Origin of the sequence: Citrobacter sp. Cpo012 (assembly GCF_030333015.1) — a bacterium.
In the GTDB taxonomy this organism is placed as follows: Bacteria; Pseudomonadota; Gammaproteobacteria; order Enterobacterales; family Enterobacteriaceae; genus Citrobacter; species Citrobacter portucalensis.
Genome location: NZ_JAOWGR010000040.1, coordinates 75,689 through 101,414, shown reverse-complemented (window position 1 = coordinate 101,414; position 25,726 = coordinate 75,689). Strand labels below are relative to the sequence as shown.

Annotated in this window: 25 protein-coding genes and 2 pseudogenes; 11 read left to right on the top strand and 16 right to left on the bottom strand. The window is 51.7% G+C overall.

All coding sequences use genetic code 11. The features are described from left to right. Positions 1-75: 75 nt before the first annotated feature. Genes OGX90_RS15015 through OGX90_RS15000 form a run of 4 tightly spaced genes read left to right on the top strand, consistent with a single transcriptional unit; the run spans position 76 to position 4,047 of the window. Positions 76-1,029: a 2-keto-3-deoxygluconate permease 1 gene (locus OGX90_RS15015; protein WP_048214928.1), complete on the top strand. Its 954-nt coding sequence runs from the start codon at positions 76-78 to the stop codon at positions 1,027-1,029. Next, positions 1,026-2,297, top strand: a complete 1,272-nt coding sequence (gene dtnK / locus OGX90_RS15010) for a D-threonate kinase (RefSeq protein ID WP_286624187.1) — start codon at positions 1,026-1,028, stop codon at positions 2,295-2,297. Before OGX90_RS15015 ends, dtnK begins: the two co-directional genes overlap by 4 nt. Next, entirely contained in the window at positions 2,287-3,270 is a 984-nt protein-coding gene (locus tag OGX90_RS15005; RefSeq protein ID WP_081365281.1) for a D-threonate 4-phosphate dehydrogenase, read from the top strand. The genes dtnK and OGX90_RS15005 overlap by 11 nt, the downstream gene beginning before the upstream one ends. A 9-nt stretch (positions 3,271-3,279) precedes the next feature. Then, on the top strand, positions 3,280-4,047 hold the full coding sequence (locus tag OGX90_RS15000) for a DeoR/GlpR family DNA-binding transcription regulator (protein WP_032942381.1): 768 nt from the start codon (positions 3,280-3,282) through the stop codon (positions 4,045-4,047). Between the two features lie 30 nt (positions 4,048-4,077). Here OGX90_RS15000 and OGX90_RS14995 read toward each other — a convergent pair whose 3' ends face one another. Next, complete coding sequence (locus OGX90_RS14995; RefSeq protein WP_032941691.1) at positions 4,078-4,425, bottom strand: YacC family pilotin-like protein; 348 nt, start codon at positions 4,423-4,425, stop codon at positions 4,078-4,080. Between the two features lie 153 nt (positions 4,426-4,578). Here OGX90_RS14995 and cueO point away from each other — a divergent pair, with 153 nt between their 5' ends. The 3 genes from cueO (at position 4,579) to hpt (ending at position 8,825) form a co-directional block, all read left to right on the top strand. Further along, positions 4,579-6,198, top strand: a complete 1,620-nt coding sequence (cueO, locus tag OGX90_RS14990; protein ID WP_286624184.1) for a multicopper oxidase CueO — start codon at positions 4,579-4,581, stop codon at positions 6,196-6,198. Positions 6,199-6,381: 183 nt separating this feature from the next. Then, positions 6,382-8,037: a methyl-accepting chemotaxis citrate transducer gene (gene tcp / locus OGX90_RS14985; RefSeq protein WP_048236121.1), complete on the top strand. Its 1,656-nt coding sequence runs from the start codon at positions 6,382-6,384 to the stop codon at positions 8,035-8,037. A gap of 251 nt (positions 8,038-8,288) precedes the next feature. Then, positions 8,289-8,825, top strand: a complete 537-nt coding sequence (gene hpt, locus OGX90_RS14980) for a hypoxanthine phosphoribosyltransferase (RefSeq protein WP_003018658.1) — start codon at positions 8,289-8,291, stop codon at positions 8,823-8,825. 70 nt (positions 8,826-8,895) lie between these two features. Here the strand turns inward: hpt and can are convergent, their stop codons facing one another. Further along, complete coding sequence (gene can / locus OGX90_RS14975) at positions 8,896-9,558, bottom strand: carbonate dehydratase (RefSeq protein WP_008786227.1); 663 nt, start codon at positions 9,556-9,558, stop codon at positions 8,896-8,898. A 108-nt stretch (positions 9,559-9,666) separates the two neighbouring features. Between can and OGX90_RS14970 the strand changes: the two genes are divergently transcribed. The 4 genes from OGX90_RS14970 (at position 9,667) to OGX90_RS14955 (ending at position 13,195) form a co-directional block, all read left to right on the top strand. Further along, a complete protein-coding gene (locus tag OGX90_RS14970; RefSeq protein ID WP_003829469.1) occupies positions 9,667-10,593 on the top strand; it encodes an ABC transporter ATP-binding protein in 927 nt (308 codons plus the stop codon). Next, positions 10,590-11,360, top strand: coding sequence for an ABC transporter permease (locus OGX90_RS14965; protein WP_003829467.1), 771 nt, complete (start codon positions 10,590-10,592; stop codon positions 11,358-11,360). Before OGX90_RS14970 ends, OGX90_RS14965 begins: the two co-directional genes overlap by 4 nt. A 103-nt stretch (positions 11,361-11,463) precedes the next feature. Beyond that, complete coding sequence (locus OGX90_RS14960) at positions 11,464-11,904, top strand: PTS sugar transporter subunit IIA (RefSeq protein ID WP_286624182.1); 441 nt, start codon at positions 11,464-11,466, stop codon at positions 11,902-11,904. A 61-nt stretch (positions 11,905-11,965) separates the two neighbouring features. Next, the gene (locus OGX90_RS14955; protein WP_286624181.1) at positions 11,966-13,195 is read left to right on the top strand and encodes a polysaccharide deacetylase family protein; all 1,230 of its coding nucleotides are present in this window, start codon (positions 11,966-11,968) and stop codon (positions 13,193-13,195) included. A gap of 1 nt (position 13,196) precedes the next feature. On the opposite strand, the gene OGX90_RS14950 is transcribed toward OGX90_RS14955, so the two are convergent. From OGX90_RS14950 to gluQRS, 14 genes and pseudogenes are all read right to left on the bottom strand, one after another. Next, positions 13,197-14,258: a fimbrial protein StkG gene (locus tag OGX90_RS14950; protein ID WP_286624179.1), complete on the bottom strand. Its 1,062-nt coding sequence runs from the start codon at positions 14,256-14,258 to the stop codon at positions 13,197-13,199. Between the two features lie 11 nt (positions 14,259-14,269). After that, a complete protein-coding gene (locus tag OGX90_RS14945; RefSeq protein WP_128611349.1) occupies positions 14,270-14,869 on the bottom strand; it encodes a fimbrial-like protein in 600 nt (199 codons plus the stop codon). Positions 14,870-14,887: 18 nt separating this feature from the next. Then, positions 14,888-15,445: a fimbrial protein gene (locus OGX90_RS14940; protein WP_286624177.1), complete on the bottom strand. Its 558-nt coding sequence runs from the start codon at positions 15,443-15,445 to the stop codon at positions 14,888-14,890. A 26-nt stretch (positions 15,446-15,471) separates the two neighbouring features. After that, the gene (locus tag OGX90_RS14935; protein WP_286624175.1) at positions 15,472-16,053 is read right to left on the bottom strand and encodes a fimbrial protein; all 582 of its coding nucleotides are present in this window, start codon (positions 16,051-16,053) and stop codon (positions 15,472-15,474) included. A gap of 34 nt (positions 16,054-16,087) precedes the next feature. After that, positions 16,088-18,670, bottom strand: a pseudogene (locus OGX90_RS14930) (outer membrane usher protein); the annotation flags it as partial. Beyond that, positions 18,646-18,726: pseudogene (locus OGX90_RS23855) on the bottom strand (hypothetical protein); the annotation flags it as partial. The pseudogenes OGX90_RS23855 and OGX90_RS14930, both read right to left, overlap by 25 nt. A 23-nt stretch (positions 18,727-18,749) precedes the next feature. Then, positions 18,750-19,502 carry a fimbrial chaperone gene (locus tag OGX90_RS14925; protein WP_286624170.1) on the bottom strand — a complete coding sequence of 251 codons (753 nt, stop codon included), beginning with the start codon at positions 19,500-19,502 and terminating at the stop codon, positions 18,750-18,752. A 79-nt stretch (positions 19,503-19,581) separates the two neighbouring features. After that, on the bottom strand, positions 19,582-20,187 hold the full coding sequence (locus tag OGX90_RS14920) for a fimbrial protein (protein ID WP_208744691.1): 606 nt from the start codon (positions 20,185-20,187) through the stop codon (positions 19,582-19,584). Positions 20,188-20,458: 271 nt separating this feature from the next. Then, positions 20,459-20,839, bottom strand: a complete 381-nt coding sequence (gene panD / locus OGX90_RS14915; RefSeq protein ID WP_000621526.1) for an aspartate 1-decarboxylase — start codon at positions 20,837-20,839, stop codon at positions 20,459-20,461. A gap of 95 nt (positions 20,840-20,934) precedes the next feature. Further along, a complete protein-coding gene (gene panC, locus OGX90_RS14910; RefSeq protein WP_008786233.1) occupies positions 20,935-21,789 on the bottom strand; it encodes a pantoate--beta-alanine ligase in 855 nt (284 codons plus the stop codon). A 78-nt stretch (positions 21,790-21,867) separates the two neighbouring features. Next, positions 21,868-22,659 carry a 3-methyl-2-oxobutanoate hydroxymethyltransferase gene (panB, locus tag OGX90_RS14905; protein ID WP_286624168.1) on the bottom strand — a complete coding sequence of 264 codons (792 nt, stop codon included), beginning with the start codon at positions 22,657-22,659 and terminating at the stop codon, positions 21,868-21,870. Between the two features lie 120 nt (positions 22,660-22,779). Further along, a complete protein-coding gene (folK, locus tag OGX90_RS14900) occupies positions 22,780-23,271 on the bottom strand; it encodes a 2-amino-4-hydroxy-6-hydroxymethyldihydropteridine diphosphokinase (RefSeq protein ID WP_003829228.1) in 492 nt (163 codons plus the stop codon). 51 nt (positions 23,272-23,322) lie between these two features. Then, on the bottom strand, positions 23,323-24,720 hold the full coding sequence (gene pcnB, locus OGX90_RS14895; protein ID WP_204192014.1) for a polynucleotide adenylyltransferase PcnB: 1,398 nt from the start codon (positions 24,718-24,720) through the stop codon (positions 23,323-23,325). Positions 24,721-24,791: 71 nt separating this feature from the next. Further along, entirely contained in the window at positions 24,792-25,688 is an 897-nt protein-coding gene (gluQRS, locus tag OGX90_RS14890) for a tRNA glutamyl-Q(34) synthetase GluQRS (protein ID WP_057066630.1), read from the bottom strand. Positions 25,689-25,726: the final 38 nt, after the last annotated feature.

The following is a 25,726-nucleotide window of genomic DNA, read 5'->3' as shown; positions in this document are numbered from 1 at the left end:
TTTGCGATCTGATTTTGATTGAATATAATCGTTATGATTTTATTTAATCACAACATAACAACAGGCGGGAAGACCATGAACATCAAGAAGGCAATAGAACGCGTACCCGGCGGCATGATGGTTGTGCCGTTGGTTATCGGTGCCATTATCAACACTTTTGCCCCGCAGGCGTTGCAGATCGGTGGATTCACCACGGCTTTATTTAAAAATGGCGCGGCTCCCTTGATTGGCGCGTTCCTGCTCTGTATGGGGGCGGGAATTAGCGTAAAGGCGGCGCCGCAAGCTTTGCTACAAGGCGGCACGATTACGCTGACCAAGTTACTGGTCGCGATTGCAATTGGTCTCGGGGTTGAACACCTGTTTGGCGCGGAGGGCATCTTTGGCTTAAGCGGTGTTGCCATTATTGCGGCAATGAGTAACTCCAATGGCGGGCTTTACGCGGCGCTGGTTGGCGAGTTTGGCAATGAACGTGATGTCGGTGCGATCTCCATTTTGTCTCTGAATGACGGACCTTTCTTTACCATGATCGCGCTGGGCGCGGCGGGTATGGCAAATATTCCTATCATGGCGCTGGTGGCGGTTCTTGTTCCGCTGGTGGTTGGCATGATCCTCGGTAACCTCGACGCTAATATGCGTGACTTCCTGACCAAAGGCGGTCCACTGCTCATTCCTTTCTTTGCGTTTGCACTTGGAGCCGGTATTAACCTGGAAATGCTGCTGCAAGGCGGTCTGGCGGGCATTCTGCTGGGTGTGCTGACCACCTTTGTGGGCGGCTTCTTTAACATTCGTGCCGATCGTCTGGTAGGCGGGAGTGGTATTGCTGGTGCTGCGGCATCCAGTACGGCGGGGAACGCCGTCGCGACGCCACTGGCCATAGCACAGGCCGATCCCTCGCTGGCAGAGGTTGCCGCTGCGGCAGCGCCGCTGATCGCTGCGTCAGTCATTACAACCGCCATTCTGACGCCAATTCTTACGTCGTGGGTCGCGAAAAGGCAGTCTCGTCAGACTGTGCAGGAGAAGAAAGCATGAAAATGATCGTTATCGCCGATGACTTTACGGGCTCTAACGATACCGGCGTACAGCTGGCGAAAAAAGGGGCGCGTACCGAAGTAATGCTGACCCCAGCGCAGAAACCGTCGCGCCGCGCCGATGTTCTGGTCATCAATACGGAAAGCCGGGCGATGCTGGCAACGCAGGCCGCCGCGGCTGTACAACAAGCGTTAGCGCCATGGTGTGAGGGCGAAGCAACACCGCTGGTATACAAAAAAATAGACTCGACATTTCGTGGCAATGTGGGGGCTGAAGTCACTGCAGCCATGCGTACAGCCGGTCAGACGCTGGCCGTGATTGCGGCGGCAATTCCTGCTGCCGGGCGCACTACGCAGGATGGCTTGTGCCTGGTCCATGGTGTGCCGCTGCTGGAAACGGAATTCGCCAGCGATCCAAAAACGCCTATTCACTCTTCGCGTATTGCTGAACTGGTCGCACTGCAAAGCGATGTCCCTGTACATGAGGTGTCGCTGGTGGATGTGCGTCGGGGAAGTTTGAGTGCGCTGCTGAGTGCTTTTGCAAAAGCCGGCGAATGTATGGTGGTGGTGGATGCCGTGGAAGAGCGAGATCTCGCGCTTATTGCACAGGCGGTTTGTGAGCAAAAACAGATGCCGCTGCTCGTAGGGGCGGCGGGGCTTGCCAATGCGCTACCGGCCGCAACGTTTATGCAAGAAAAGCAGGAATTACCGGTGTTGGTTGTGGCTGGCTCAATGAGTGAGGCAACGCGACGTCAGGTGGAAAAAGCAGTGTGTCAGGGCCGGGCAAAAGTCGTTGATATCGATGCCGCGCGGTTGGTTGCATCGTCATTTGCACAGGAAATGGACTCTGTTATTGAACAGGCTTGCGCGCAACTGAGCCAGCAGCAGCACACGATCTTACGCACCAGTCGATGTGCAGAAGACCGGGACATGATCGACACGCTGTGTTTCAACGTGGGGATGAGCCGCCAGCAGTTGGGAGAACTGCTGAGCCAGCGTCTAGGGGAGATAACGCTGCGCATTATTGAACAAGCACGTATCGGCGGTTTGTTCCTGACCGGAGGCGATATTGCCACGGCGGTCGCCAGTGCGTTGGGTGCTGAAGGGTATCGCATCCACAGTGAGGTCGCCCCCTGTATTCCGTGCGGAACGTTTGTGAATAGCGAGATTGACGACTTGCCGGTTATTACCAAAGCGGGTGGATTCGGTTCTGATACGACCCTTTGCGATGCGCTGTATTTTATTGAGGAGATGTACCGTGGTAACTAAAACAATTGCGATTACGATGGGAGATCCGGCGGGGATTGGTCCGGAAATTATTGTTAAAGCGCTACGCGAAGATGAACTTAATGGTGCACCGCTGGTGGTGGTCGGGTGCCTAAAAACGCTGCAGCGGTTACAGGCTCAGGGGCTGGCTGACGGAGTAACATTTCGCGCTATTGAACAGGTCGCCGATGCCAGATTCACGCCAGATACGATTCATGTGATTGATGAACCGCTGGCGCAGCCTGACGAACTGGTCCCTGGTACAGTGCAGGCACAGGCGGGCGATCTGGCCTATCGCTGTGTGAAGCGGGCGACTGAACTGGCGATGAAGGGGGATGTACATGCCATCGCGACCGCGCCGTTGAACAAAGAAGCGCTGCATCTCGGCGGACACAATTATCCTGGACATACCGAACTGCTGGCAACGCTAACCGAAAGCCGTGACTATGCGATGGTGCTGTACACCGATAAGCTGAAAGTTATCCATGTTTCGACGCATATCGCACTGCGCAAATTCCTTGATACGCTCAATGGGCAACGTGTCGAAACGGTGATTAGTATCGCGGATACCTTCCTGAAGCGCGTAGGCTTTGCACACCCGCGTATTGCCGTTGCGGGGGTGAATCCACATGCCGGAGAGAATGGCCTGTTTGGCGATGAGGAAATTCGTATTGTCGGACCCGCGATTGAGAATATGAAAGCGAAGGGGATGGATGTTTACGGTCCGTGCCCCCCGGATACCGTGTTTTTACAGGCTTATGAAGGTCAGTATGACATGGTGGTGGCGATGTACCACGATCAGGGGCATATCCCGCTGAAATTGCTGGGTTTCTATGATGGTGTAAATATCACAGCAGGTTTACCGTTTATTCGTACCTCTGCCGATCACGGTACGGCATTTGATATCGCCTGGACGGGAAAAGCAAAATCTGAGAGCATGGCCGTATCGATCAAACTGGCAATGCAACTGGCGTAATTTACTGTTATGAAAGGGCAACACCGTCTGGATAAGATTGTGGCGTATTTGAAAAATCATACGCTGGTTACCGTGGAACAGTTGGTTGACGCGGTTGACGCCTCTCCAGCAACGATCAGGCGCGATCTCATCAAGCTGGATGAACAGGGTGTGATCAGCCGCAGCCACGGCGGTGTTGCGTTACGACGCTTTGAAGCGGCGCAGCCAACCACAAACGAAAAGCAACTGCGATCGCCTGCTGAGAAACGGGCGATTGCGCGTTTTGCCGCCTCAATGGTGCGTGCGGGCGATGCCGTGGTGCTTGATGCCGGTACCACAATGCTGGAGCTGGCAAAATGTCTGACGCATTTGCCGCTGCGAGTGATTACCGTTGATCTGCATATTGCCCTGTTTTTGTCAGAATTCCGTCAGATAGAGGTGACGATCGTCGGTGGACGCATCGATGACAGCAGCCAGTCCTGTATTGGTGAGTTTGGCCGGAAAATGTTGCGCAGCGTCTATCCTGATATTGCTTTTATGAGCTGTAACACCTGGAGTATGGAAAAGGGTGTAACCACGCCAACGGAAGACAAAGCGGGATTAAAGCAGGAAATTATTGCGAATGCCCAACGGAAGGTATTGCTGGCGGATAGCAGTAAGTACGGCGCACATTCGTTATTTAACGTCGCGCCGCTTAGTTGCTTTACCGATGTTGTTACCGATGTGAATCTACCGCCAAACGCGCAGGCTGAATTAAAAGCGCAATCCGTTGCCCTGACGCTGGTACAGCCAGAGTAACTGCACTCTCAACCCTGATTGCGCCGGAGATTATTTAACGTAGGCCAGCAGGCTCAGAGAGTCACGCGCCAGCGCTTTGCATTTCTTTGCTGTTGGGATGCCGATACCGCTGAGATCGCGGTAGCTGTCTTCACCCAGCGCTTTCATATTGAAGGTGTCGTAATTACTCAGGTCCCACTGGTTTTGCTGGGCAAAAAAGACCAGTGCGCGACGAATCTGCCCATTAGGCAAATTCTGGTATCCACAGTCATTTTTCAGAAAAACAAAAACTGCCGTTAAATCGGCCATATCTTCGGCTTCGGACTCGCTGAGCGCGTAGCTATTTGCGCATACGGCCATCAGGGTGCCGAACAAAACTGTTCTGAAAAACGTCTTCATTGCTTCTACCACTGCATCACGGAATTTAAACGTTAGCATACTGCGAGCGAAGCGACGACCTTTATTATTAGCCGTTCACTTGACCTTCCCGTAAGGGGAAGGCTTATGCTTAAAAGATAGCCTGCTTAAGCTGCTGAATATAAGGAAGTGATTATGCAACGTCGTGACTTTTTAAAGTACTCCGTGGCGCTGGGCGTCGCGTCAGCGTTACCTCTGTGGAGCCGGAGCGTATTTGCCGCAGACCGCCCTGCATTGCCCATTCCTGACCTGTTAACCGCGGATGCCTCAAACCGTATGCAATTGGTGGTGCAAGCCGGAAAATCGAGCTTTGCTGGTAAAACAGCGACGACCTGGGGATATAACGGCAATTTACTCGGACCTGCGGTCAAGCTGAACAAAGGGCAGTCGGTGACCGTGGATATCCATAACCAGCTTGCCGAAGAGACGACGTTGCACTGGCACGGTCTGGAAATCCCCGGTGAAGTCGACGGTGGGCCGCAAGGCATTATCCCGGCGGGCGGGAAACGTTCGGTGACCTTCACGCCGGATCAGCGGGCGGCAACCTGCTGGTTCCACCCGCATCAGCATGGAAAGACCGGTCGTCAGGTAGCGATGGGACTGGCCGGACTGGTGCTGATTGAAGATGAAGAGATTCGCAAGCTGATGCTGCCTAAGCAGTGGGGCATTGATGATGTGCCGGTGATCATTCAGGACAAACAGTTCTCTGCTGATGGGCAGGTTGATTATCAACTGGACATCATGACCGCCGCAGTCGGCTGGTTTGGCGATACGCTGCTGACCAATGGGGCGATTTATCCTCAGCATGCCGCACCGCGTGGCTGGTTGCGTCTACGCCTGTTGAATGGTTGTAACGCACGCTCACTGAACATTGCGGCCAGCGACAATCGTCCTTTGTACGTCATTGCCAGCGACGGTGGACTGTTGGCTGAACCGGTAAAAGTGACCGAGCTTCCTATGCTGATGGGCGAGCGCTTTGAAGTGCTGGTGGATGTCAGTGACGGCAAAGCTTTTGATCTGGTCACTCTGCCAGTCAGTCAGATGGGGATGGCGATTGCGCCATTCGATAAGCCGCACCCGGTGATGCGCGTTCAACCGTTGCTGATTACCGCTTCCGGCACGCTGCCAGATTCGCTGACATCCATGCCATCGCTGCCGTCACTGGAAGGGCTGACGGTGCGCAAGCTGCAGCTGTCGATGGATCCGATGCTCGATATGATGGGCATGCAAATGCTGATGAAGAAATACGGCGGTCAGGCCATGGCGGGTATGGATCATGGGAAGATGATGGGCCATATGAATAATGACAATATGGGCCACGGTAATATGAATCATGGCAATATGAACCCCGGTGAGATGGGGAAAATGCAGCATGGCGACATGGGCAACATGAAGCATGGCGGATCGTTTGATTTCCATAACGCCAACCGGATTAATGGTCAGGCATTTGATATGAATAAACCGATGTTTGCCGCGGCGAAAGGTCAGCACGAACGCTGGGTGATTTCCGGTCAGGGCGACATGATGCTGCATCCGTTCCACATTCACGGTACGCAGTTCCGCATTCTGTCTGAGAATGGCAAAGCGCCTGCCGCACACCGCGCGGGATGGAAGGACACTGTGCGGGTAGAAGGCGGCGTGAGCGAGGTTTTGGTGAAGTTTGACCACGACGCGCCAAAAGAGCATGCCTATATGGCGCACTGCCATCTGTTAGAGCATGAAGATACCGGGATGATGCTCGGCTTCACCGTCTAAAAAATTACGCTGTGCTTATCCGGCCTGCAGAAATCTCTCGTAGGCCGGATAAGACACAGTCTCTTTACAGCGTTTCACCGCACGACTCCCTCCTCCTGCAAATTCTGCTATTGCACATAAAGTACTCGCCTTTGAAGCCGATAATCATTGGGTACCCAATGTGAGTTCAATGGATGAAATACTATGATTAAAAATGTGCGTGTTATTACCGGCATTCTTCTGGTTCTCGCCATTTTCTGTTTGCTACAGGTCGTGACAGGAAGCTTTTTTTATTCTGCGGTAAACAATGATCGCCATAATTTCCAGAACTCAGGCACCCTGAATGCCCAACAGGAAAATCTGAGTGATAGTGTCAATACGCTGATTAAAACCCGAGTAACGGTAACCCGCGTAGCAATTCGTTTCTTAAAGAATCAACGCGATCCGGCCTCACTGGCGGCCATTGATACTTTGCTAAAGACGGCGAGTGAGTCGATGAAGAAGGCTGAGGGATACTTCGCGCATTATCAGTCATTGCCGCAGGTGTCGGGGCAGAATCCGCAAATTGCATCTGAAATGGAAAAACAGTATCGGCAGATGCACGACGTGATGGCGTTATCGATAGAGTATCTGCGCGCGAATAACTATCAGGCCTATGGCGATCTTGATGCTCAGAAGGCGCAGGATGAAATGGAAGCCAGCTATGACCAGTGGCGTAACGAAAACAACGCGTTGCTCCAGCACGCGGCGGCGGAAAATCAGCACAGCTTTACCCGCATGCAATGGACGTTAGGGGCAATTGTCGTCGCTGTGCTCATCGTTCTGGGCATGATCTGGAGTGGGTTGCAGCATATGCTGCTTAAACCCCTGGCGCAGATCATGGAGCATATCCGCATTATTACCCGTGGTGATCTGACCCATCAACTCGACGTCCAGGGACGTAATGAAATGGGACGTTTGGCCACGGGCTTAGATGAAATGCGACAGTCGCTGATTTCGACAGTCACGTCGGTGCGTAACAGCTCAGAAACGATTCATAGCGGCGCAACGGAAATCTCATCAGGTAACAACGATCTGTCTTCGCGTACTGAGCAGCAGGCTGCTTCACTTGAAGAGACAGCCGCCAGCATGGAACAGCTTACCGCGACCGTGAAGCAAAATACGGACAATGCGAAACAGGCGACTCAACTGGCTAAGAATGCGTCTGATACTGCCGCACGTGGTGGACGGGTTGTTGATACTGTCGTGCACACGATGAGTGAAATTGCCGGTAGTTCACAGCAAATTGCGCAGATCACCAGCGTCATCGACAGTATTGCTTTCCAGACCAATATCCTGGCGCTCAACGCGGCGGTTGAGGCTGCCAGAGCAGGAGAGCAGGGACGCGGATTTGCTGTTGTGGCGGGTGAAGTCCGTACCCTGGCAAGCCGTAGCGCTCAGGCAGCCAAAGAGATCAAAGCGTTGATTGATAACTCAACTCACAGCGTGGGGATGGGATCTCAGCAGGTGTCGGACGCGGGTAAAACGATGAAAGAGATTGTCGCAGCGGTCACCCGCGTGACGGACATCATGGGGGAAATCGCCTCAGCCTCGGAGGAACAGAGTCGGGGGATTGAGCAGGTGAGTCTCGCGGTCTCGCAGATGGACAGTGTCACACAACAAAACGCCGCGCTGGTAGAGGAATCTGCCGCCGCAGCCGCTTCGTTGGAACAACAAGCTGAACAGTTACGCCTGGCCGTGGCGGCATTTCGCATCACTCGCGATGCCTCCAACAGTGAGCATCGAAAACCACCTAAGGATACTCCACGAGCGACCTCTGCGGGGAGTTCGCCACAAGACCCGCACTGGGAAACGTTTTAGCCACAGGCTGCCGTGCGCTCCTGGTTTTGATTAATAAGCGTACAAAAAACGACGCAAACGGGTTCTCCTGTGAACTATCAGAGGAACCCGCTCTCTTTACTGGTATACTTCATCAACTGAATTGTTTGTATGCTGTCGCAAGTTTTGTGGTTAGAGCGGGTCGCCGTCTGTCAGTCGGTGTATCAACGTAAGCGCTTTCTTTCGATCTGCATGATGTGTCAACTGATAAAAATCAGTGAGTTATAGGGTTTATGAAACATACTGTTGAAGTGATGATCCCGGAAGCGGAGATCAAAGCGCGTATTGCTGAACTGGGGCGCCAGATTAACGAACGTTACAAGGACAGCGGCAGCGATATGGTGCTGGTTGGTCTGTTACGTGGCTCATTTATGTTTATGGCGGATCTGTGCCGTGAAGTGCATGTCTCTCACGAAGTCGATTTCATGACGGCATCCAGCTACGGTAGCGGAATGTCTACCACGCGTGATGTTAAAATCCTGAAAGACCTGGATGAAGACATTCGTGGCAAGGACGTGCTGATTGTCGAAGACATCATCGATTCCGGCAATACGCTGTCCAAAGTGCGTGAAATTCTGAGCCTGCGCGAGCCGAAATCCCTGGCTATTTGTACGCTGCTGGACAAACCTTCTCGTCGTGAAGTGAATGTTCCGGTCGAGTTTATCGGCTTCTCAATTCCTGATGAGTTTGTGGTCGGTTACGGCATTGACTATGCCCAGCGTTATCGCCATCTGCCGTATGTTGGCAAAGTAGTGCTGCTGGACGAGTAATTGGCTGGAGCGCCTGATGGCGCAGGTTTGTAGGCCGGGTAAGGCGTCGCCGCCTCCCGGCAATGTCACATTATTTATGGTTGCTGTGTTTCTGACTCAGGTTAGACAACCCCTGGCGATAGCGCTGTTCCAGCGTTTCGCGGCTGGTGGCGGTGACGTCGAGATCGCGCAGCAGGCCATCATGAATACCGTAAGCCCAGCCGTGAATGGTCACTTTCTGACCGCGCTTCCAGGCTGAACGCATAATGGTTGAGTGGCCCAGGTTATAGACCTGTTCCATGACATTCAGTTCGCACAGGGTGTCCATACGACGTTCCTGCGGCATTTCGCCCAGCAGTGAGCTGTGTTTGAACCAGATATCGCGGATGTGCAGTAACCAGTTATCAATCAGCCCCTGTTCTTTATTTTCAATCGCCGCCTGGACGCCGCCGCATCCATAGTGGCCGCATATAATAATATGTTCCACTTCCAGCACATCCACCGCATACTGAACCACTGAGAGACAGTTCAGGTCGGTGTGAATAACCAGATTGGCAACATTGCGGTGAACAAATAATTCACCCGGTTCAAGACCGGTCAATCGTTCAGCGGGAACGCGGCTATCGGAACATCCAATCCATAGAAAACGCGGATTCTGGGCATGCGTCAGCGTTTCAAAAAATCCGGGATCTTCTTCTATCAGCATCTTTGACCATAGTGCATTGTTGCTGATGAGTGTATCTATGTCTTTCATGGAGTAGCACGACCCGAAGCCAGATAAATTCGATGGGCTAATATAGGGTAACTCCATCATTATTTAAACTATATATAAAATGTCAGAACGTAAGGTAAGTATAAAAACATGACCATTGCTCTGGAACTTCAACAACTTAAAAAAACTTACCCCGGTGGCGTTCAGGCGTTACGCGGGATAGATTTGCAAGTCGAAGCGGGTGATTTTTATGCGCTTTTGGGACCGAATGGCGCAGGAAAATCCACCACCATTGGAATAATCAGCTCGCTGGTGAATAAAACCTCCGGGCGGGTGAGCGTCTTCGGATACGATCTTGAAAAAGATACGGTTAATGCTAAACGCCAGCTTGGCCTGGTACCGCAGGAGTTTAACTTTAACCCGTTTGAAACCGTGCAGCAGATCGTGGTCAACCAGGCGGGTTACTACGGTGTTGAGCATAAAGAAGCGGTCAAACGCAGCGAACTATATTTAAAGCAGCTCGATTTATGGGAAAAACGTAACGAGCGCGCACGCATGCTGTCTGGTGGGATGAAACGTCGTCTGATGATTGCCCGTGCGCTGATGCACGAGCCGAAATTACTCATTCTGGATGAACCAACGGCGGGCGTCGACATTGAGCTGCGTCGTTCAATGTGGGGCTTTTTAAAGGATTTAAACGACAAAGGCACCACCATTATTCTGACCACTCACTATCTCGAAGAAGCGGAAATGCTGTGTCGTAATATCGGCATTATTCAGCACGGCGAGCTGGTGGAAAACACCTCGATGAAGAGTCTGCTCTCCAAGCTGAAATCTGAGACCTTTATCCTCGATCTGGCACCAAAAAGTCCGCTGCCGAAACTGGAAGGTTATCAGTACCGACTGGTCGACACTTCCACGCTGGAAGTGGAGGTTCTGCGTGAACAAGGGGTCAACAGCGTCTTCTCTCAGCTGAGCGCGCAGGGCATTCAGGTATTGAGTATGCGTAACAAAGCGAACCGACTGGAAGAACTGTTTGTTTCTCTGGTGCATGAAAAACAAGGAGATCGCGCATGATGCAGCTTTACTGGGTTGCGCTAAAAAGCATCTGGGCGAAAGAGATCCACCGCTTTATGCGTATCTGGGTCCAGACTTTGGTGCCTCCCGTCATCACCATGACGCTCTATTTTATTATCTTTGGTAACCTGATCGGCTCGCGTATCGGCGAAATGCATGGCTTTAGCTACATGCAGTTTATTGTGCCGGGGCTGATTATGATGGCAGTGATCACCAACTCGTACGCCAACGTGGCCTCGTCGTTCTTTAGCGCCAAGTTTCAACGCAATATCGAAGAGCTGCTGGTCGCCCCGGTGCCGACGCACGTGATTATCGCCGGTTTTGTCGGCGGCGGCGTGGCGCGTGGCCTGTGCGTAGGCATTCTGGTGACGGCTATTTCACTGTTCTTCGTGCCGTTCCAGGTGCATTCCTGGGTCTTTGTGGCGCTCACGCTGGTGTTAACGGCGGTACTGTTCTCGCTGGCCGGTTTGCTGAACGCAGTCTTTGCAAAAACCTTTGACGATATCAGCCTGATCCCCACCTTCGTGCTGACGCCGCTGACCTATCTGGGTGGCGTGTTCTATTCGTTAACGCTGCTGCCGCCGTTCTGGCAGGGACTGTCGCATCTGAACCCAATTGTCTACATGATTAGCGGCTTCCGCTACGGCTTTCTGGGTATTCACGATGTTCCGCTGGTCACCACGTTTGGCGTGCTGGTGGTGTTCATTGCGGCGTTTTACTTGCTGTGCTGGTACCTGATTCAGCGCGGACGCGGCCTGCGTAGCTAATTCTTTCTTCCTCTCCTGACTCGGGAGAGGAAGACTTTTGATGCTTATCACCATTACCGATTTATCACCCTGATAAACTACTTGCCTGCTAAGGAGGTAGGCAATGTTAGGTTGGGTAATTACCTGTCATGACGATAAGGCACAGGATATGCTGCATCGTCTGGAGAAAAAGTACGGTCCGTTGGAGCAATGTCAGGCGGTAAGTTTCTGGCGTGGGCTCAGCTCGAATATGTTAAGCCGCATGATGTGCCATGCCCTGCATGCTACAGATTCAGGTGAAGGTGTGATACTCCTGACGGATATGGCCGGGGCTGCGCCTTACCGTGTGGCTTCGTTAATGAGTCATAAGCATCCCCAGTGCGAAGTGATTTCAGGTATCAGCTATCCATTGCTTGAGCGAATGATTTCGTCACGGGAATCGCTGAGCAGTTCTGCGTTTCGCGATTGCATCGTCGCGCTTGGCGGCCCCGAAGTCTCCAGCCTCTGGCATCAACAACAAAAAAATCCCCCCTTCGTGTTGAAGCATGATTTGTATGAGTATTAATCATTGGTATTGATGATGCTTTTGCTACAATAACCGAGGTTTCTCGCCTCGGTTAAATCATATGGTTATGCGCGTTCTATTTGTTCTGTTGCTCCTGTTTTCTGGTGGCGTAGGTGCGGCCTTGCCCGCTCGCTATATGCAAACCACGGAAGATGCGGTGATCTGGGCGCATATTGGCAATAAGACGGAGACTGTCGGTAATTTACGCGCGGGACAGATTATTGCCGTTGAACCGGATGCAAAGGATTACTACACCTTCAACTTCGGCTTTGGCAAAGGCTACATCGATAAAGGGCACCTGGAACCTGTGCAGGGGCGTCAGCGTGTGGAAGACGGCCTGGGTGACTTAAATAAACCGTTGAGTAACCAGAACCTGATTACCTGGAAAGATACCCCGGTCTATAATGCGCCGGACGTAGGCAGTGCGCCGTTTGGTACGGTGGCTGAGAATCTACGTTACCCGGTGCTCAGTCGGCTGAAAGACAGACTGAATCAGACCTGGTATCAGATTCGCATCGGCGAGCGGCTGGCCTATATAAGCGCGCTGGATGCTCAGCAGGATAACGGTATCCCGATTCTGACTTACCATCATATTCTGCGCGATGAAGAGAACACGCGTTTTCGTCATACCTCCACCACCACATCAGTGCGCGCGTTCAGTAACCAGATGACCTGGCTGCGAGATATGGGCTATACCACGTTGACGATGTATCAGTTAGAAGACTACCTCAATAATCGCGCAAACCTTCCGGCGCGTTCGGTCGTTATTACGTTCGATGATGGCCTGAAGTCCGTTAGCCGCTATGCGCATCCCGTCCTCAAGCAGTATGGCTTTAAGGCGACGGCGTTTATCATTAGCTCACGTATCAAGCGTCACCCGCAAAAGTGGGATCCGAAATCGCTGCAGTTTATGAGTATTTCCGAGCTGGAAGGGATTAAAGATGTTTTCGACTTCCAGTCGCACACCCATTTCTTGCATCGGGTGGATGGCCAGCGACGACCTATTTTACTCAGCCGTAATTATCACAATATTCTGTTTGATTTTGAACACTCCCGTCGGGCGCTCGGGCAGTTTAATCCGCATGTGCTCTATCTTTCCTACCCGTTTGGCGGCTATAACGCGACGGCGGTGAAAGCGGCGCATGATGCCGGTTTTCATTTGGCGGTGACGACGGTGAAAGGGAAGGTGAAGCCTGGCGATAACCCGATGTTGCTAAAGCGGCTGTATATCCTGCGGACGGATTCGCTGGAAACAATGTCGCGGCTGATAGTCAATCAGCCGCAGGGGTAGTTTACTGGTAGGTTATCTGGAAGGTGACAGACGTTCCGAAAATGCCAGGGGTTACGGCTTCCGTCCCTGTTTTGACAAGCTTTGCCTTAAAGTTAGCGTTTACCGAGGTCACAGGCATTCCGATTGTCTCACCCACGGCAATGACTTCAGCTGTGCTGTCGGCATGCATTTGTGAATAGGCTGGAGAGCTTATTTTCACGCCGATGCCGCCAGCCGCGGTGATGCTGGCGTTGCTGGTGATCGAATTGGTGAATAAGCTTTTATCCGCTGTGGTGTACGATGATTTAGCCACGAACGAGACTTCAATCGTCCCGGTACAGGTGCCGCTAATCTGGAAAGGCACCTCGGTGGTTTGGTCTTTCTCCACGTCACTTCGGTACCAGTCGCCTAAATTCACGGTGGTGGGGGCTGTAAGAATGCAGGTCGGTTCGGAGAATGGAATGTAAAATGTGGCATCTGACATCGTAATCAATGGACGAGGATGGTCGCTGCCATCAGAGCTACTGGGGTTTCCCAGCACAATATGACCGATCGGGCCGCCGACGGCGCTAAGAAAACCGATGCCTTCAGGCACGCCGCTAAAGCCCGGTAGCTGGTAGATATCCATGACCGCATGCCATTTTTTTTCACTGAAGTAGCTTTCATTATCATTAGATATCGCAGATTCGGTATATGAGCTGGTGTTGGTGAGGAACCATGCGGTAAGCGGTCGTCCGTCGGGGTAGAGCCCGATGGTGTACTCAATGCCCGGAATGTTAGTACGAAACAACGCCTTCCCATCGACAGAGCCGATTAATAAGCTGCTGTCCGTCATTGAGAAGACATCTTCGCCATCAATCCCCATCATGCAGTGGCTTTGCATCTGCGGGGTGAGTTCCATAATGATATTGCTCGCCAGCAACGTAGCGCTAGACACGGAAGGCAGGAAGGTGATCGTCGGTGCGGTACCAGGAGACATGATTTCCCGCGTTGTATCATTGTAAAATTTACATTCCTGGTCAGCATATGCTGCACCGGATGCGCCCAACAGTAACAACGCGGCCAGGTGAGGGGAGAGCTTCATCATAAATCCTTTTATTCGTAGCTGACGTCAACCAAGACGTTGCTGGTGACAACGCCGCTGACAACTGCGCCCGTATTCTGATAGCGCGCGTAAAACTGATAATCCGTTAAATACTGTGAACTGCTTTTCTCGCTGACGTCGTAAACAACATTTGAACTGCCATCGCTGTTTAAGACGTTAGTTTTAGCGTCCGCAGAAAAAATGACGATACCGACGTTTTGCGCGGCATCCACCGTGGCATCATTTTTGAAAACCTGGTTCTGGTTGCTCCAGAAGCCAGATTGCGGCGTAAAACTGAACATCAGTTGCTTGATACTGCTGTTATCTGCGCAGTCTTCGAGCCGCACGTTAAAAGGTGTGCCGCCAGCATCATCGGTTGGTGCATATTTACTGCTGCCGTCGTTATTATAAAACCATACACGCGTGACGTTGGGGAGGTAGACCTCCCCCCCATTTTCCAGACTGAGTTTACAAGTGCTGTTAACAATACTGGCGGTCAGATTGATATCCAAATCGGAACCCGCCTGGCTGATACCAGACCAAAGCCCACCCGTCAGGCTCATAAGCAACATAAGACCGGGCTGGCGTAAAAGAAACGGTAATTGTTGCATGAGTAAAGCACCTGAAAATTAAGGGTATGTCACAACAAAGGTGACCGGAGCGGTGACATTGCCGGGGGTCACATCGCTCAGGGTTTTACCGTTTGCCACCATAATGCGTGACGTCATTGGGTAGGTACCCGCACCGTCGGTAATGGTTACCTCTTGCGCTGCTGGTGGCGTTTTACAAGACAACCGAACACCGGTGTCTGCTTCGCCGCCCCAAATTTCAAAAGCGGTATTTAGGCCCGCCGCGTAAGAGTCGCCATCAACATTATCACCGGAGCAGGAGCCACCGGTGCCCGCTTTGGCTTCTACCTCTGCGGTTGTCACGCCGGAGCAATTACTGAAAGTAATGCTCAGCGGCATCACTTTCTTGTTAAGATCCGATTTATAAACTTCGCCATAGCCAATGGTGCTGACGTTTTTACCGCTGCCATTGACTACAATGGCTTTACAGGTACCGGTGGTTACCGTTGATGTGAAGGTCATTTGCACGCTGTCGGTGCCGCTAATTGCCGCATTAACCATGCCGGAAAATAAAATGGCAGAAACGGATAAAGCGAGTAATGCTGAGTTAAATTTCATAGGAGTTCTCCGTTATTCTGCGCGAATTAATCGTATTCAAATTCGAATACAGCGGTGGCTTCAAATCTACCCACGGTCAGTGAACTGGCCTTGGTTTCTTGCAGAGAAGCGACCAACGGTACGGATTTATTCGAGATCTCCGTTTCCGTCCAGACCAAACGTTCTGCATCAGCGGTTGAGTTAATGACAAAAGGGGTGGTTGATGCGGTTTGTCGCGCGATGGTGACGGCGGAGTAATCTGAAACGCCAGTGCCTTTCGCCAGTGAGTTGGTTATCCCGGTGAGCAGATAGCCTGACGGCGTACCGGTGACCGTTGTTTTTAATGAGCTGAGCGATGCCGGGCATTCGACGATCACAATCTGGAAATTCGCCGTTGCCGCATTATTTCGCACATCATCGAGTCTAACCTCACCGTTAGCATTGCCTATTGTTAAGGTTTGCACAGTGTCGCTACCCTGACCACCGACTAACTTCATGTTACACGTCGTCTCTAAAATAGTGGCCGTGAAATTAACATCAAGGTTAGTGGAATTAGCAGCAAGCGCGCTTCCAGAGGCTGACATCGCGACAAAGGCCGCGATGGGAAGACTGAGGCGGTTTCTTTTCATATAAACTCTCATTAGTTTTTCCCTAAACAGGTCATTACATGTGGCAAAGTTGGTTACTTAATACGGGCGTTAGCCCCGCTTTTGCCGTGGTTGCGGTTAACTGATAATGCACCGTACAGGTGCTTTCTTTACCACTGCCCCACACCACGCGAAGTTCGCCTTGTGGGTCTACGCCGCGCACGTAGGCTTGCCCGGCCTGGCCTACGGTACCGACAGTTTCATTTTTCTCGTTAAGGACATCTGCGCCTAAAGGAATAAAACCTTTATCGCTGCGCAGTAATTCCAGAATCAGTGAGCGCCCTTCATTGGTTTCAAAATTGACCAGCACGACGGCACCGCTACGCGGTACGGTAACGGTACTGGTACTTTTGATTTCAACATCGTTTTCCAGCGTGCTGATATCCAGCGACACCCGGTTCTCGCGGTAGGCCGACATATACGGCAAAATGCCGTAGCCTGAGCTGCCGATTTCACTGCTGCTGTAACCTAACCCTGCACCTTTCGCGCCGCTGGCTTTTACCAGCGCGACGGCGTCGCTCTCGCCAATGCTGCCCGGCGCGAACGCTATACCGCCAGAATGCAGCACCATGCCACCGCTGTAGCTGGCGGAATATTGCTGGCTATTGTCGTCGCCAAAAGAAGCGGAAAGCCCTAATGGGCCGTAACTGCTGTTGAGGGAACCAAAGCCGCTCACCTGATTCAGATTGCCGTAATTACCGCTACTGGAGGCGGCGCTAACGGAGTAGCTGATGTCGTTATCTTTGGTGTTACCGCTGGCGGTGGAGTTGACGTTAGTACCGCCCTTCATGTCAGAGCGCAGGCCCATGTTGATATTGGAGAAGCCGCCAGAGCGTTCCCCGCTGTGGGAAAACATACTCAGTGGAATACTGAAGCTGACATAGATGCTGTCGTCTTTATTGCCGTTCTGGTCATAGGCGCGTTGTACCGACAGGCTATAGCTGCCGTAGGCAAAACTGTTGTTGTAACCCACGCTATAGTTGGCCGTTGATCCCGCATCATTCCAGTAATCTTGCCATGTTCCGCTGACATACACAGAACCCCAGGCAGTTTCTCCCTGGTTTAAGGGCTGGTTGATACTGACCTGCACCTGGTTTTTGGTGCGCTGGTAATCAGCATAAAGCTCATCACCTGATTGGTAACTTTGCTGGGCGTATTGCCGGTGTTTAACACTGTCTTGCAGAGACGCAGCGTCATTCAGGCTGAGGTAATCTTCGGTGGAAAAGCGATAAGCGGCGACGTTAAACGAGGTATTGGTCGCTTCTATCATTTTGCTGTATGTCAGTCGGTAGCTTTGCCCACTGAGCGTGCCTAGATCATCAATGCTGGCGTGAGATTGCGTCACATCAAAGGCGAATGCGCCAATGCCGGTGTTCATTGCCAGGCCTAATAACCCGGCATAGAAGTCCATATCGGTATATTGCGCGCCAATATAGCCGGTAAAGGTGTTGTTCAGGCCATAGTAAAACTGCGCGTAACCCACCTGTGGTTTATCATGCAAAGAATCATCGTTCAGTTCACCGACGCCGATATCCCAACGTGTCGCGCCGGGGCGTAACATTTGGGTGACAGAAGAAAAGGGGACAGAAAAGCTGCGTTTGCTGCCGTCGGTTTCTTCTACGGTAACCAGCAGATCGTTACCGTAGCCCGTGGTGCTGAGGTCGTTAATCTCAAACGCGCCCGGCGGTACGGTCGTTTCGTAGATTTTATTGCCACTTTGCATCACCGTGACTTTGGCGTTGCTGTTGGCTACGCCGCGGATGACGGGCGCATAGTTGCTGGAGCCCATCGGCAGCATGCGATCGTCGTTATACATGCGTGTCCCGCGCAGACTGAAGGAGTCAAACGCATCGCCACGGGTATAGGAATCGCCTATCACCATTTGCGCTTTCAGCGCCGTGATATCTCGCTGTAAATAAACGTCCTGATTGTTGTATTCGCTACCGGTCTCTTTGTTCCAGTTAAGGCTACCTCGGGAACGCAAACGCCACGGCCCCATATTTAAACCGTAACGCAGGCCCATGTAGGCGGTATCGGATGTCGTACCATTGCCTTCACTGTGCCACGCGTTCATATCATAAGAGACGATTGCTGCTGGAACACCATCCTCCCACAGAGAAGGGTCAACATACCCGGCGGGGCGCTTCAGGATATAAATTTGCGGGAAGTTAAGATCCATTGCCTGTTTGCCGGAATCATAAGTTGCCGTAGCTCCAGGGTAGTATTTTTTTATATCCAGGCATGAAGTGTTGTCATCGGCCTCGTAATCATCGCTCATCGAGGTGGGATCAACACCTGCCTGGGTGAGTAAAAGTGGCGTCAGGCACGCGCTGGCGCGCGGCGTACCGTTTTCATTAAAGGTAATTTCAGAGGTGGATTTCAACGCATTGTTAAGGTTTACTTTTACACGATAGGTTCCGGCGAGTACCGGGTTGCCATACGTATACCGGCTAATATCGATATTCGCACCGCTGTTAAGTAAAAATTGCTCGTTAAATTCTACGGCTTCATCTGACTCGACAATGGTTTTAGCTGATTCTGAATTTGCAGCAGAAACAGAAAAAGGGAGCGCAGCGCCAATAGCAAGGCATAGTAATGAGCGTTGAAATAGCATTCTTTATCCGAATAATTGATGTGGGCTATTGTTGCCCACAATATTGAAGCGTAATTATTATTAATTAGTCGATTTTGGCTTCTCGCTTATCTGTACCGCCATTATCATTAATGGTGTTATAGATAACTGTACCACTGGTATTACTCGAAAGATTTTTTACGGGCATGCCTATCCCGCTGAAGGGCAAGACAGATTTACTGTCGACGGTATATTCTTTGCCGCCCACTTTAAATTTAACGTTGGAAATGGAAACATTGTACGGGCTATCATTCTGGGCAAACAGTGAAAACGTATTGCCTTCTTTTTTCTGCGACCATTTTAGATTTTCAGCCGCATCGCCAGGCGTGCCTTTCAGACCATCTGGACGAAAAAATAATTTGATACGCGTGCGAAAGGCGAGTTGAAGTTGATTTAAATTTTCGCCTTCTTTCGCTTTTGATTTTGGCGGGATTTCCAGCACGTTAAACCAAAACAGTGATTCCCGATCCTGAGGTAATGCGCTACCCATATACGTAATGCGTAAGGATTGTCCTTTTTGTGGATCGATACGAGATACCGGGGGAGTAATGACAAATGGCAGCTTTAGCTCCTGAGGATCAATACCGTCACGCCCGTCATCCAACCAGGTTTGCACCAGTAGCGGTTTATTCCCCCGATTATCCAGATTCACAATCACGTCTTTTGATGACTGCGGGTACACTATACGTGTTCCGGAAATGACGATATCCGCGTTGACCTGGAACGCTGTAAATGCCGAGAAGGCCGCAGCAGCGAAGCAGGTGGCTTTAAATCCCTTTGTAATAACCGTATTGACCATTTTACCCTCCCTGTAGGTACACTTTAAAATCCCCCAACACAGTCGCTGAGGGATTGGCTAATCTTTTTAAATAAAAGGATTAGTTATAAACAACGGTGAAGGCAACCTGCGCCTGTACGGTCCCTGCCGTTACCGGGCTGCTGTCTGCATTCCACTTCTGGCCCTGGGTGTAGGCTACGCGGTAGAACAGGTCACCGGTACCATCAGCGGAAATAGTGGCTTTCTGCGTGTTGTTAGTCTGGTCAACTTTGATCAGATCGGTAGCGCCGTTGCCGTTGTTAGACAGCACCAGGTTAACGTTTTCTGCCGCACCCTGTAGGTTAGCCGGCGGTACTAACAGGCCACCAGACGTAGAACTGGAACCACCCCAGGAATCAAACTGAGCGGAGGCATCTTTTACCGTTGCGTTATCACATTCGCTCAGGTTCAGAGCGAATTGTTTTTCGCCCAGAGTACTGTTCTCACCCAGCGCGTCCGCGAAGTTTTTAACGAAAACGGTATCCAGATTAACGTCAAAATCGTTACCGTCTTGATCGATTTTATTATCGAGAGAGATTTTACAGGTGTTGTTAGAAACCAGACCGTGGAAAGTAATTGTACCCGTATCTGAATTCGATGCCATTGCAGAGCCTGCGCTCAAAATCATTGCAACAGCGGCTGCCATACCATATTTTCTAAAAGACATTTCTAATATCCATATTTAGTTTTTAAATATAAACATAAGATATAATTTCATATATCTTATTTTTTGAAATATTGAATTTCGGAGCGTATTTTATAGATGGCGATGACGAAAGGGAATTGGGAGATTATTAGAAATGCTTTAAGTTCTTTTAAGTATAATTAAAGTGTATTACTTAATAAATAAGATAGATAATAAATAATATTATTTATAGGTTTTAAATACAACTCATCAAAAATATGTTTATCTTGATGAGTTGTATTAGTGGTGAGATCTAGGCGACCTGTACCGGAATGGCTTTTGCAGTACGTTTCATTTCGTTGTCGCCTTCGAAATAGGCCACTTTCGGACGCCATGTACGGGCTTCTTCGTCAGACATAGTGACGAAGCTGGCGATAATCACAATGTCGCCAACTTCAGCACAGTGCGCCGCTGCACCGTTCACCGAGATGATTCTGGAGCCGCGTTCAGCCGCAATGGCATAGGTTGAGAAACGTTTACCATTGGTCACGTTCCAGATATCAATAGCTTCGTTTTCCAGAATACCTGAGGCATCGAGGAAATCCTGGTCGATGGCGCAGGAGCCTTCGTAATGCAGGTCCGCCTGCGTGACTTTTACGCGGTGGAGCTTGCCTTGCAGCATGGTGCGAATCATAACTTCTATACCCTGTCGTTTACCTTGGCTAAGCAGGCGCGACTGGCCTGCTTTGAGAAATCTTCAGGCAGTATTGCCCGATTTTTAACCCCTGTCTACTGGGCTAATGTAACGCTTTGATTATCGATCAGACGAGCCTGACCCAGCCATGCTGCGGCCAGAATCACCGCGCGTTTACTGGTTTCAGTCAACTCCAGCAGCGTGTCGGCATCACGAATTTGAATATCGTCGGCGCGGAAGCCTTTTTCATTCAGTTCTTGTTCGGCAATGGTAATAATTTCTTGCAGCTCACGATTACCCGCAATCAGCTTTTCAGCGATACCGTTCATCACGTTGTGCAGGCCTGGCGCAATTTTACGCTGTTCTGCCGTTAGATAACCGTTACGTGAGCTGAGGGCCAGACCGTCTTTGGCGCGAATAATCGGTACGCCAACGATCTCAATGTCATAACCCATGTCCGCTACCATTTTGCGGATCAGCGCCAGCTGTTGGAAATCTTTTTCACCAAAGCAGGCGATATCGGGTTGGATCAGGTTAAACAACTTGCTGACGATAGTGGAAACACCACGGAAGTGGCCTGGACGGCTGGCGCCTTCCAGCATGGTAGAGAGGCCGGGAACATCAACGAAAGTCTGGCCTTCCAGACCTTGCGGGTAGATCTCTTCAACGGCCGGAGCAAAGACATAATCGACTTTACGCTTGTTCAGCTTTTCGCAATCTTCCTGCAGGGTACGCGGATAGCGCACCAGATCATCCGGTCGGTCAAACTGCATCGGGTTAACGAAAATGCTGACGAACACCACATCAGCCCGCGCTTTTGCTTCATCGACCAGTTTCATATGGCCGTCGTGCAGGTTGCCCATGGTGGGAACCAGTGCGACGCGTTTGCCTTCCTGACGCAGACGACGAATATGCTGGCGCAGCAGCGGCAGGGTTTCAATGATTAACACGACAAGACTCCTTGAGTTGCCTGAGGTACCGTAGGCCGGATAAGACGCGTAGCGTCGTCATCCGGCACGGTCAGAAAATTAGTGGAAGCTGTGCTCTTCGCCCGGATAAACGCCGGACTCCACTTCAGCCATATACTGCCGCACTGCGGCGCGCATGTCGCCTGCTTCATTGAGGAAATTCTTCGCAAATTTCGGAATGTGGCCGCCGGTAATACCAAAGGCATCATGCATGACGAGGATTTGTCCGTCGGTGACGTTGCCGGCACCGATACCAATCACCGGGATCGACAGCGCTTCAGTGACACGCTTCGCCAGCTCAACCGGCACGCACTCCAGCACCAGCAACTGAGCACCAGCGGCTTCTAAGGCCAGCGCATCATCCAGCAGTACCTGCCCGGCGTCGCCGCGGCCCTGAATTTTATAACCGCCGAAGATATTCACCGACTGGGGCGTTAATCCCAGATGACCGCAAACCGGCACCGCGCGTTCGGTGAGCATTTTCACCGTATCCGTAAGCCAGGCGCCGCCTTCGATTTTGACCATATTAGCGCCCGCGCGCATGACTACCGCAGCGTTTTCAAACGCCTGCTCCGGAGTGGCATAAGCCATAAACGGTAGGTCGGAGAGCAGCAGACAATTCGGTGCGCCGCGACGCACGGCTCGGGTGTGGTAAGCAATGTCTTCAACGGTGACGGGCAGGGTGGAGTCGTGCCCCTGTACCGTCATGCCCAGCGAATCACCGACCAGCATCACGTTGATGCCTTCATCGGCAAACAGCTTAGCGAAGCTGTAGTCGTAGGCGGTGATAGTCGCGAAGCGCTTTTTCTCTTGCTTGCATTTCTGCAGCAGTGAAATGGTGGTGGGTTTCATAACATTTCCTGATGATGAAAGTCATATTTATCGGCATTCTAACAGTCACATTCAGGGGGGCAATTGTTTTAAGCAATCGTTTGGCGCTAAAGCAGTAAACGCTAAAGGGGAGAAGATACTTTACCAGTGTGCAGGTTTTGCAGCACCAAGATGGGTGAGGTGCTGATGCAGGCTGATACCATCTGGAAAGATAAGCTCAGGGGCAATTTCGAATAACGGCCACAGCATAAAACCACGGTTTTTCATGTCGTAGTGCGGTACGGTCAGACGTTCGGTGTTAATCACTTCATCGCCAAACAGCATAATGTCGAGGTCCAGCGTTCGTGGTCCCCAGCGTTCGGCTTTGCGCACCCGGCCCTGCTGTAACTCAATGCGTTGGGTGTGATTGAGTAATTCTTCCGGCGCAAGGGTGGTTTCCAGTGCGACGGCGGCGTTCAGGTAATCGGGTTGATCCTGTGGGCCTAATGGTGGCGTACGGTAAAATGAGGAGACAGCCACGATTCGGCTGTCAGGGATTTCCCCGATCGCTTTCACGGCAGCATTAACCTGCTCCAGAGGGGAGGCTAAATTACTGCCGAGGGCGATATATACCCGTCGTTTTTCAAGCTGCATCTGTGTTACCACCTTGATACGACTCGAAATTTGTTGGGTATACGTGATAGGTCATGCGGAGCCTTCACGGCGTGGCGCGCGTTTACGCGGGCGACGATGGCGACGCCGTGCGTCTGGCTCTTCATCCAGCTCGTTCAGCATGCCTTTTTGTTCTGGCGGCGCAGAAACCTGGAATTCACCCCACCATTTCGCCAGTCGCTGCAATTCCGCGTTGTGTTCGACTTCAGCACGCAGCGCTAACAGGTCGTAAGCTGCGCGGAACTTTGGATGCTCCATCAGCTTCCAGGCGCGTTTGCCCTGGCGACGGGACATACGTAACTGCAACTGCCAGATATCGCGGGTCAGTGAGGTCAAACGTTTCGGGATCGCCAGCGAGCGGCAGGCTTCGTCCAGCACGTCGTTCATTGCCAGCGCGAAAGCGTCGTAATAGGCCAGACCGCTTTCTTGCGCAATTTTCTGTGCGGCTTCCAGTAACGGATACCAGAACATGGCAGCAAACAAGAACGCCGGGTTAACGCGCATATCATTATGAATGCGGTTATCGGTATTCTTCAGTACCTGGGCAATGATGCGTTCCATCGGGCTGTCACCGTCTTCGGTGAAGTAGCGCGTAATGGTTGGGAACAGCGGTTGGAACAGGCTGTACTCACGCAGTTTTTTATAGGTTTCGTACCCATAGCCCGCCTGTAACAGCTTGAGCGCTTCTTCAAACAGGCGTGCAGGAGGAATATCGTTAAGCAAGGTAGCCAGACGCGGGATAGGCTCTGCGGTTTCCGGGCTGATACGCATGTCGAGCTTGGCGGCAAAGCGCACGGCGCGCAGCATACGTACAGGATCTTCGCGGTAGCGCGTTTCCGGATTACCGATCAGGCGAATGATGCCCTCTTCGAGATCCTGCATTCCCCCAACGTAATCACGTACGGTGAAATCGGCCACGCTGTAATACAGGCTGTTAATCGTGAAATCGCGACGCTGTGCATCTTCTTCGATGGAGCCGAAGATGTTGTCACGCAGCAGCATACCGTTTTGCCCACGCTGCGATGTTGTGCGATCGGATTCGCTGCCTTCATGATGGCCGCGGAACGTCGCCACTTCGATAATTTCTGGGCCGAACATGACATGGGCCAGACGGAAACGGCGACCGACCAGGCGACAGTTACGAAACAGTTTGCGCACCTGATCCGGCGTTGCGTTAGTGGTGACATCAAAATCTTTCGGCTTTTTGCCCAGCAAAAGATCGCGTACACCACCGCCAACCAGCCATGCCTCGTATCCGGCCTTATTGAGCCTGTACATTACCTTCAGGGCATTTTCACTGATATCTTTGCGGGAGATAGAGTGCTGCTCACGCGGAATTACCGTCATATGTGGACGGGCGACGGCGAGCTCAGCCTCGCGCTCCTCGCGGCTTAGCACCTTGCGGCAAAAATTAGCGACTCGGGTAAAAATAGTGCACCTCGGTAGTGTCAAACTTCAATCAGAACAAGTGTTGCTGTGTAAAAATAGCGGCTAATCATAGCTCAGCATGATGCATTTGAGAATGCCGGATTTAAGATCGCCGATTCAGGCACCGTTGTCAGACGCCAATTCTCAACGGCAAACTCCAGGATCTGATCAACCTGCATATCCTGCCACGGGATATCGGCACGCTGGCCGAGAAAGCGCAGCGCGGCAATAATCACCGGACGCGGATCGCCTTGCGGCAGCGCAGGTGCATGATTTTGTTTTGAAAGTTTAGCGCCTTGTTCGTTGAGCGCCAGCGGAAGATGAATATAGTCAGGCGCTTGCCAGCCAAACTGCTGATACAAAGAGATTTGCCGCACCGTGGGTTCGATAAGATCGGCGCCGCGTACAATCTCCGTTACGCCCTGAAAGTGGTCATCAACCACCACGGCGAGGTTATAGGCAAACAGCCCGTCGCGACGGTGAATGATAAAATCTTCGCCTGCAACCTGTGGATCTGCCTGAATTTCACCGCGCAGTTGGTCAGTAAACTGCATCACCGGGTGACGTTGCTTTATGCGGACTGCCGCCTGCTCTGGTCCGAGGCGTAACTCACGGCAGTGGCCGTCATAAATACCGCCGACGCTTTGAATACGCGCCCGCGTACAGGTGCAGTAATAGCTCAGATCCTGTTGATGTAACCAGGCGAGCGCCTCGCGGTAGGCATCATGACGTTGGGATTGCCATAAAATATCGCCATCCCAGTGCAGTCCGTAATGTTCCAGCTGACGCAGAATCGTATCTGCAGCACCGGGAACTTCACGAGGGGGGTCAATATCTTCAATGCGTACTCGCCAGATTCCACGCCGGGCACGAGCCTGCAGGTAACTCCCGAGGGCGGCAATTAGTGAGCCGAAATGCAGTTCGCCGGAAGGGGAAGGGGCGAAGCGGCCTATATAGTGTGAATCACTCATTTTGCGGACTAACAAATAATAAGGCGGGAGAAGCTCCC

Excerpts from the sequence above, each read along its gene's own strand:
- OGX90_RS14960 (WP_286624182.1), top strand. The coding sequence starts at position 11,464 with ATGTTAGGTTGGGTAATTACCTGTCATGACGATAAGGCACAGGATATG.
- OGX90_RS14920 (WP_208744691.1), bottom strand. The coding sequence starts at position 20,187 with ATGTCTTTTAGAAAATATGGTATGGCAGCCGCTGTTGCAATGATTTTG.
- OGX90_RS14970 (WP_003829469.1), top strand. The coding sequence starts at position 9,667 with ATGACCATTGCTCTGGAACTTCAACAACTTAAAAAAACTTACCCCGGT.
- cueO (WP_286624184.1), top strand. The coding sequence starts at position 4,579 with ATGCAACGTCGTGACTTTTTAAAGTACTCCGTGGCGCTGGGCGTCGCG.
- OGX90_RS14965 (WP_003829467.1), top strand. The coding sequence starts at position 10,590 with ATGATGCAGCTTTACTGGGTTGCGCTAAAAAGCATCTGGGCGAAAGAG.
- tcp (WP_048236121.1), top strand. The coding sequence starts at position 6,382 with ATGATTAAAAATGTGCGTGTTATTACCGGCATTCTTCTGGTTCTCGCC.
- OGX90_RS14955 (WP_286624181.1), top strand. The coding sequence starts at position 11,966 with ATGGTTATGCGCGTTCTATTTGTTCTGTTGCTCCTGTTTTCTGGTGGC.
- panD (WP_000621526.1), bottom strand. The coding sequence starts at position 20,839 with ATGATTCGCACCATGCTGCAAGGCAAGCTCCACCGCGTAAAAGTCACG.
- can (WP_008786227.1), bottom strand. The coding sequence starts at position 9,558 with ATGAAAGACATAGATACACTCATCAGCAACAATGCACTATGGTCAAAG.
- OGX90_RS14995 (WP_032941691.1), bottom strand. The coding sequence starts at position 4,425 with ATGAAGACGTTTTTCAGAACAGTTTTGTTCGGCACCCTGATGGCCGTA.
- OGX90_RS15000 (WP_032942381.1), top strand. The coding sequence starts at position 3,280 with ATGAAAGGGCAACACCGTCTGGATAAGATTGTGGCGTATTTGAAAAAT.
- folK (WP_003829228.1), bottom strand. The coding sequence starts at position 23,271 with ATGCAGCTTGAAAAACGACGGGTATATATCGCCCTCGGCAGTAATTTA.
- dtnK (WP_286624187.1), top strand. The coding sequence starts at position 1,026 with ATGAAAATGATCGTTATCGCCGATGACTTTACGGGCTCTAACGATACC.
- OGX90_RS14940 (WP_286624177.1), bottom strand. The coding sequence starts at position 15,445 with ATGAAATTTAACTCAGCATTACTCGCTTTATCCGTTTCTGCCATTTTA.
- OGX90_RS14950 (WP_286624179.1), bottom strand. The coding sequence starts at position 14,258 with ATGAAGCTCTCCCCTCACCTGGCCGCGTTGTTACTGTTGGGCGCATCC.
- panB (WP_286624168.1), bottom strand. The coding sequence starts at position 22,659 with ATGAAACCCACCACCATTTCACTGCTGCAGAAATGCAAGCAAGAGAAA.
- OGX90_RS14925 (WP_286624170.1), bottom strand. The coding sequence starts at position 19,502 with ATGGTCAATACGGTTATTACAAAGGGATTTAAAGCCACCTGCTTCGCT.
- OGX90_RS14935 (WP_286624175.1), bottom strand. The coding sequence starts at position 16,053 with ATGAAAAGAAACCGCCTCAGTCTTCCCATCGCGGCCTTTGTCGCGATG.
- OGX90_RS14945 (WP_128611349.1), bottom strand. The coding sequence starts at position 14,869 with ATGCAACAATTACCGTTTCTTTTACGCCAGCCCGGTCTTATGTTGCTT.
- OGX90_RS15015 (WP_048214928.1), top strand. The coding sequence starts at position 76 with ATGAACATCAAGAAGGCAATAGAACGCGTACCCGGCGGCATGATGGTT.
- gluQRS (WP_057066630.1), bottom strand. The coding sequence starts at position 25,688 with ATGAGTGATTCACACTATATAGGCCGCTTCGCCCCTTCCCCTTCCGGC.
- hpt (WP_003018658.1), top strand. The coding sequence starts at position 8,289 with ATGAAACATACTGTTGAAGTGATGATCCCGGAAGCGGAGATCAAAGCG.